Source organism: Rhodococcus sp. NPDC056506, assembly GCF_042794945.1.
Taxonomy (GTDB): domain Bacteria; phylum Actinomycetota; class Actinomycetes; order Mycobacteriales; family Mycobacteriaceae; genus Rhodococcus_F.
In genome coordinates, this window is the sequence record NZ_JBHTSW010000056.1 from 26011 (window position 1) to 32010 (window position 6000).

Here is a 6000-nt window from a genome sequence, read left to right on the forward strand (position 1 = left end):
GAACAAACGAACAAATCGGGCATGTTATTCGCTTAGTGTCTACCGGGTACGTTCGTCCGCATCTCGGATCTTCACGGAGGCGTTATGAACTTAGTTGCAGTCCTCGGAGTCGTGAACAGCCTGGTGACCCTCGGGTTCGCCAATACTGTTGCCACCTTTGGTGGTTTCCTCACCAACGTCAACATTCAGACAATCTACTGATCGCGCAATCTCACCGATCACGCTGAGCATCATCGCTTGATCGCTTCGATAGCTTTCAGGACTCGCTTTTCGGAAATCGGTGTGGGTGTACCGAGGGACTGCGCAAACAGGCTCACGCGCAGTTCCTCGATCATCCAGCTGATCGCGTCGACATCTCGAGCAGTGCGACGCTCTTCGGGCAACGAACCCAACAACCGGTCGTACGCTGCGTACACCCGGTCGAGGACATCCATCGCCTGCTGATCTCGTTGTGCGCTTGCAGGCAGAGCTTCGAGTCGGAATTTTGCTGCGGCAAGATATCGCGGCAAATCGCGTAGGCGTACTGAGCCCAATTCCGCGACGAATCCCGGAAACAGCAGTGAGGTCAACTGTTCTCGGACGTCGTCGGCTGCCTCGCCGCGGGAGCGGTCGAGGACGACGCTCAGTTGGTGTGCTTGTTCGAGGATCGGGACAATCATGCGCAGGATCGCGGAGACGCGTCCGGCCAGTTCGGAGCGTGCGATCTTCACCAGGGCTTCGAACGCCTCAGGTGTGCGGACCGGTCCACCGTGGGCCGCAATCACTTCGTTGGCAGCTGCCACTCGGCAATCGTCGACGAGGGCCTCCAATCCGCCGTCTGGATTCTGGCCGAGCGCCAGACGCTGAGTGTTCGACAAGCCGGCGGTCACTGCCTTGAGTTGGGTGGGAACGGCCGCCAGAAGGAGCGCTCGCGTTCCCTCCCTCATCGCCTGCGCCTGCGCAGTCGGCGTACTCAGGACACGGACGGCTACTCCGCCGTTTTCCGGCACCAGCGCTGGGTAGCCCGTCACCTGCTGTCCACCGATGGAACGGGTGATGGTCGGCTCCAATGCGCCGAGTGTCTCGGACGTCCAGACGGCAGCGGCTGCTCGTTCGGTTCCGGTGGCCGCCTTGGCCACTTCCTTCTGCACGCGCGGTGCGAGCGTGCGTCGTAGCTGCGCCAGATCCTTGCCCTTCGCGAGGACCTTGCCTGATTCGTCCTCGACGACAAACGTCATCTTGAGGTGATCGGGCAGCGCGGCCGGATCGAAGTCCTTGGCGCCGATCTGAATTCCGCCCAAATGCGAGAGTTCGCGGGCCATTGCGGTCATCAACGGCTCGGATCGAGGTTTGACTGCTGCCAACGCTGCGGCGGCGTAGTCGGGTGCCGGCACGACGGCGCGTCGAATGTTCTTGGGCAGCGTCTTGATCAGAGCAGTAACCAGATCGACGCGCATACCGGGGACCAACCAGTCGAAGCCGACCGGCTGAAGCTGCGCAAGTAGGCCGACCGGGATGTGTGCACTGACGCCGTCGTCGTCCTTGCCCGGCTCGAATTGGTAAGTCAGCGGGAACTGCATGTCGCCCTGGCGCCAGGCGTCCGGGTACTCCCCACCCAGTACGGCAGCCGCGTCGGAGTTGACCACGGTTTCCGGGGTGAAGGTCAGCAGACTCGGATTCTTGCGCCGCTCGGACTTCCACCACTGGTCGAAATGCTTGGCGGATACGGCTTCCTGGCCGATGCGTTCGTCGTAGAACTCGTAGAGCGTCTCGTCGTCGACGAGGATGTCGCGGCGGCGCGCACGGTTCTCGAGCTCCTCGACGTTGTCGAGGAGTGCGCGGTTCTCGTGGAAGAACTTGTGGTTCGTCTGCCACTCGCCCTGCACGAGCGCATGGCGGATGAAGAGATCGCGTGAGGCCTCGGGATCGATTCGCGAATACGTCACTGCGCGGCCGGTCACCAGCGGAACACCGTAGAGAGTGACCCGCTCGTATGCCATCGCGGAGCCGCGCTTGGAGGACCAGTGCGGTTCGGAATAGGTGCGTTTCACCAGGTGCGGGGCGAGCTTTTCGGCCCATTCCGGTTCGATACGCGCGGACATGCGCGCCCACAGCCTCGACGTTTCCACGAGTTCGGCGGCCATGACCCAGCGTGGTGGCTTCTTGAACAATCCGGATCCGGGGAAGATCGCGAAGTGGCTGCCCCTGGCGCCGAGATAGTCCCGCTTCTCACCTTCGCGCAACCCGATGTGCGAGAGCAATCCGGCGAGCAGTGACTGATGGATTGCGTTCTCGCTTGCGGGGGTGTCGCCCACGGTCCAGCCCAGACCGCGGGTGATCTGCCGCAGCTGCCCGTGCAGATCCTGCCATTCGCGGATACGGAGCCAGTGCAGGAACTCGTTCCGGCACATCTTGCGAAACTGGTTGGAGGACAGATCGTTACGCTGTTCACGTAAGTAGTCCCACAGTTTCAGGTAGGCCAGGAAGTCGGAGTTCTCGACGTTGAAGCGGGCGTGCTTTTCGTCGGCGGCCTGCTGGAACTCGGCGGGCCGCTCGCGAACGTCCTGGATGGACAACGCCGCGACGATGACAAGGGTTTCGTGAAGGCACCCGTTGTTCTTGGCTTCCACCAGCATTCGTGCCATTCGCGGATCTACCGGAATCTGGGCCAATTCGCGGCCGACCGGCGTCAGTTCGGGGTGGCTGGCCTCGGAACCTCGCGCGATGGCGCCGAGTTCTTCGAGGAGTCCGATTCCGTCCTTGACGGCGCGCTGGTCCGGCGGCTCGACGAAGGGGAAGGCAGCGATGTCGCCCAGACCGAGGGCCGTCATCTGCAAGATGACCGATGCGAGATTGGTCCGCAGGATCTCCGGCTCGGTGAACGCCGGCCGTGACTCGAAGTCCTCCTCGGAGTACAGACGGATGCAGATTCCTTCGGCGACGCGGCCGCAACGTCCGGAACGCTGACGAGCTGACGCCTGCGAAATGGGCTCGATCGGCAATCGTTGAACCTTGGTGCGCACCGAATATCGAGAGATGCGCGCGGTTCCCGGATCGACGACGTAGCGAATGCCGGGCACGGTCAGTGAGGTCTCTGCCACGTTGGTGGCAAGGACGACGCGTCGGCCGGTGTGCGGCGAGAACACCTTGTGTTGCTCGGCAGCAGACAACCGCGCGTACAGCGGGACGATTTCGGTGTTGCGAAGACGCCGGTCACGCAAAGCATCTGCGGTGTCGCGAATTTCGCGTTCGCCGGAGAGGAAGACCAAGATGTCGCCTTCGCCCTCCGAGCTCAGTTCGTCGACAGCCTCACAGACCGCGTCGACGGGATCGCGGTCGAAGGTGATGTCGCCGGATTCGACGGTCAGTGGCCGGTAACGCATCTCGACGGGGAAGGTTCGCCCGGAGACCTCGACGATCGGCGCAGGCTTACCGTCGACGGCGAAGTGCTTGGCGAAGCGTTCGGGATCGATGGTCGCCGACGTGATGATGACTTTGAGATCGGGTCGGCGGGGGAGCAGCTGAGCCAGGTAACCGAGGATGAAGTCGATGTTGAGGCTGCGTTCGTGCGCTTCGTCGATGATCAGCGTGTCGTAGCGTCGGAGCATGCGGTCGCGCTGAATCTCGGCGAGGAGAATGCCGTCGGTCATGAGCTTGACATAGGTGCGGTCCGACACCTGGTCGGTGAATCGCACCGTGTATCCGACGGCGTCGCCCAGTTCGGTGTCGAGTTCTTCGGCGATACGTTCGGCCACGGTGCGTGCGGCCAACCGGCGAGGCTGCGTGTGTCCGATCAAGCCGCGGACGCCGCGTCCGAGTTCGAGACAGATCTTGGGGATCTGAGTTGTCTTACCGGAGCCGGTCTCGCCGGCGACGATGACAACTTGATTCTCCGAGATCGCGGTGGCTATATCGTCTTTGCGCTGACTGACGGGCAGTGCTTCGGGGTACGAGATCGCGGGGACGTTCGCGGCGCGGTTCGTCAATCGAGTGCGTGCGGCATTTATTTCTTCGGCCAGCGCCACCAGAGCGTCGGGTGTGCGGGCACGGTCGAGTTTGCGACGGAGTCGACTCTCGTCGCGGAGTGAGACCTGCGCCAGTGCGCTCTTCAGGTCACTCCGCTTGGGGGAGAGCGGGGCCGGTGGTGTTGTAGACATGCTGATGACAGCCTATCGAACGCATTGACAACTACCGCTCGCAGATCCTGCTGATGTGCAAATATCGACCAGTGACGACAAATACCGCAAATGAGTCATCGGTGCCTGTCTTGTCGACGCCGATCGCCGTGCGAGTCCTGAGACTGTTGTTCGCGGTGTTCGGACTCGCCGCGTTGCTGTGGATCCCGATCCGCGACGCGGCTGATCTGTCTCTGTCGAACTATCTGAGCTACTTCACCATCGAGAGCAACATTCTTGCGGTGATCGTGTTGCTGGTCGGTGCAATTCGAGATCCACAATCGCAGGCGTGGCAGTCGATCCGAGGGGCGGTGACGCTGTACATGGTGATCACCGGGATCATCTACGCCGTGCTCCTGGCCGATATCGACGTCAATTTGAACGATGCCTGGATCAACTCGGCACTGCATCGGATTCTTCCCCTGGTCATGCTTCTCGACTGGGTGTTCTTCGCTTCGAGGCACAGGATCTCCGAAGCCCGCTCACTGCAGTGGCTGCTGTTTCCGGTGATCTACGCGGTGTACACGTTGATTCGAGGGCCGATCGTCGACTGGTATCCGTATCCGTTCATGGATCCTCGCCACCAGGGCTATCTGGCCCTGTTCATCGGATTCGTCGTACTGGGCATCGCGATGGCCCTGATGGCGTTGGCGGTCAATGCCGTCGGACGGCTGGGAGCCGGGCTACGCGGACGGAACGCTGCGAAGTCCTAGGGGATTGCCGGAGGCGAGCACCTGCTCGAGGCGGTCCACGTTCGGGTGCTTCCCGGGGTTCGCCCGGGCGTCCTCGGTGTGCTCGGCGAAGATCGTCAATCCTGCCGAGGCGGCTTCGGGTGTCAGCGCGCCGTAGACCTGAGCGAGATGGTTGTACACCTTGACCGAGCCGGACTTTCCGGGCTTGTTCTCCACGGTGTCGATGACGTTTCCGTCGGTGTCGAGTACCTCGATGGCGGCCAGATGATCGATGGCGGGCAGTGCTGCAAGATTGTCGGCAAAAGTCATGGTCGACAGATTACGTGTGCGCCCGCAAAAGCCGGCGTCGAGCGAGCGCCGTCGTGCGCGGATTTCCGGTGTCGATATAGTCGCAGCACATCGTTTGCACACCAGCATCGTTTGTATTCGAAGGGGACAATGATGGCTTCGGCATTGTGGCACGGGTTCGCGGACATGGGCGCTGTGGAGAAGAACGGCGCGTTTGTCGTCTCTCGCGGTGAGGGCGCGTACATCTGGGATTCCGAGGGCACGCGGTATCTGGATGCGACGGCGGGCCTGTGGTTCACCAATGTCGGGCACGGGCGCACCGAGATCGCGGATGCGGTGGCGGCTCAGTTGTCGAAGATCGCTCATTTCTCCAACTTCGGTGATTTTGTTCCCGAGACCACGCAGGTGTTGGCCGAGCGTCTGGCGGCCATCGCGCCGGTTGCCGGGAGCAAGATCTTCTTCACCTCGGGTGGTTCGGATTCGGTGGACACTGCGGCGAAGCTGGCTCGCCGGTACTGGCACGAGGTGGGGCTGCCGGAGAAGACGATCATTGTCGGACGTCAGAAGGCGTATCACGGAATGCATGTTGCGGGAACGGCTTTGGCTGGTATTCCGGTGAACCGTGAGGGTTACGGCGAGCTGATGGCGGATGCGGCGACCGTCGCCTGGGACGATGCGAAGAGCCTGCTCGAGTTGATCGAGAAGATCGGTGCGAACAAGATCGCGGCGTTCTTCGCGGAGCCGATCATCGGTGCGGGTGGGGTGTATCTTCCGCCGGAGGGGTATCTGGCCGAGGTGCGTGACATCTGCCGTGAGCACGACATTCTGTTTGTCGTCGACGAGGTCGTGACCGGTTTCGGCCGGAT

Annotated in this window: 4 protein-coding genes; 2 read left to right on the plus strand and 2 right to left on the minus strand. The window is 62.0% G+C overall.

What is annotated here, in order from left to right; translation table 11 throughout:
* Positions 1 to 230 precede the first annotated feature (230 nt).
* Positions 231 to 4136 (minus strand): ATP-dependent RNA helicase HrpA, encoded by a 3906-nt coding sequence (gene hrpA / locus ACFQ6H_RS27485; RefSeq protein WP_378649978.1) that lies wholly within the window; start codon positions 4134 to 4136, stop codon positions 231 to 233.
* 101 nt (positions 4137 to 4237) lie between these two features.
* Between hrpA and ACFQ6H_RS27490 the strand changes: the two genes are divergently transcribed.
* Positions 4238 to 4867, plus strand: a complete 630-nt coding sequence (locus tag ACFQ6H_RS27490; RefSeq protein WP_378649980.1) for a Pr6Pr family membrane protein — start codon at positions 4238 to 4240, stop codon at positions 4865 to 4867.
* Here the strand turns inward: ACFQ6H_RS27490 and ACFQ6H_RS27495 are convergent.
* Positions 4838 to 5155 carry a DUF2322 family protein gene (locus ACFQ6H_RS27495; protein ID WP_378649982.1) on the minus strand — a complete coding sequence of 106 codons (318 nt, stop codon included), beginning with the start codon at positions 5153 to 5155 and terminating at the stop codon, positions 4838 to 4840. The genes ACFQ6H_RS27490 and ACFQ6H_RS27495 overlap by 30 nt on opposite strands.
* Before the next feature lie 132 nt (positions 5156 to 5287).
* On the opposite strand from ACFQ6H_RS27495, the gene ACFQ6H_RS27500 reads away from it, so the two are divergent.
* The coding region (locus ACFQ6H_RS27500; RefSeq protein ID WP_378649984.1) for an aminotransferase class III-fold pyridoxal phosphate-dependent enzyme at positions 5288 to 6000 on the plus strand (713 nt) is incomplete at its 3' end.

Bases quoted from the DNA above. Each gene is read 5' to 3' on its own strand.
- hrpA (WP_378649978.1), bottom strand. From the start codon at position 4,136: ATGTCTACAACACCACCGGCCCCGCTCTCCCCCAAGCGGAGTGACCTG.
- ACFQ6H_RS27495 (WP_378649982.1), bottom strand. From the start codon at position 5,155: ATGACTTTTGCCGACAATCTTGCAGCACTGCCCGCCATCGATCATCTG.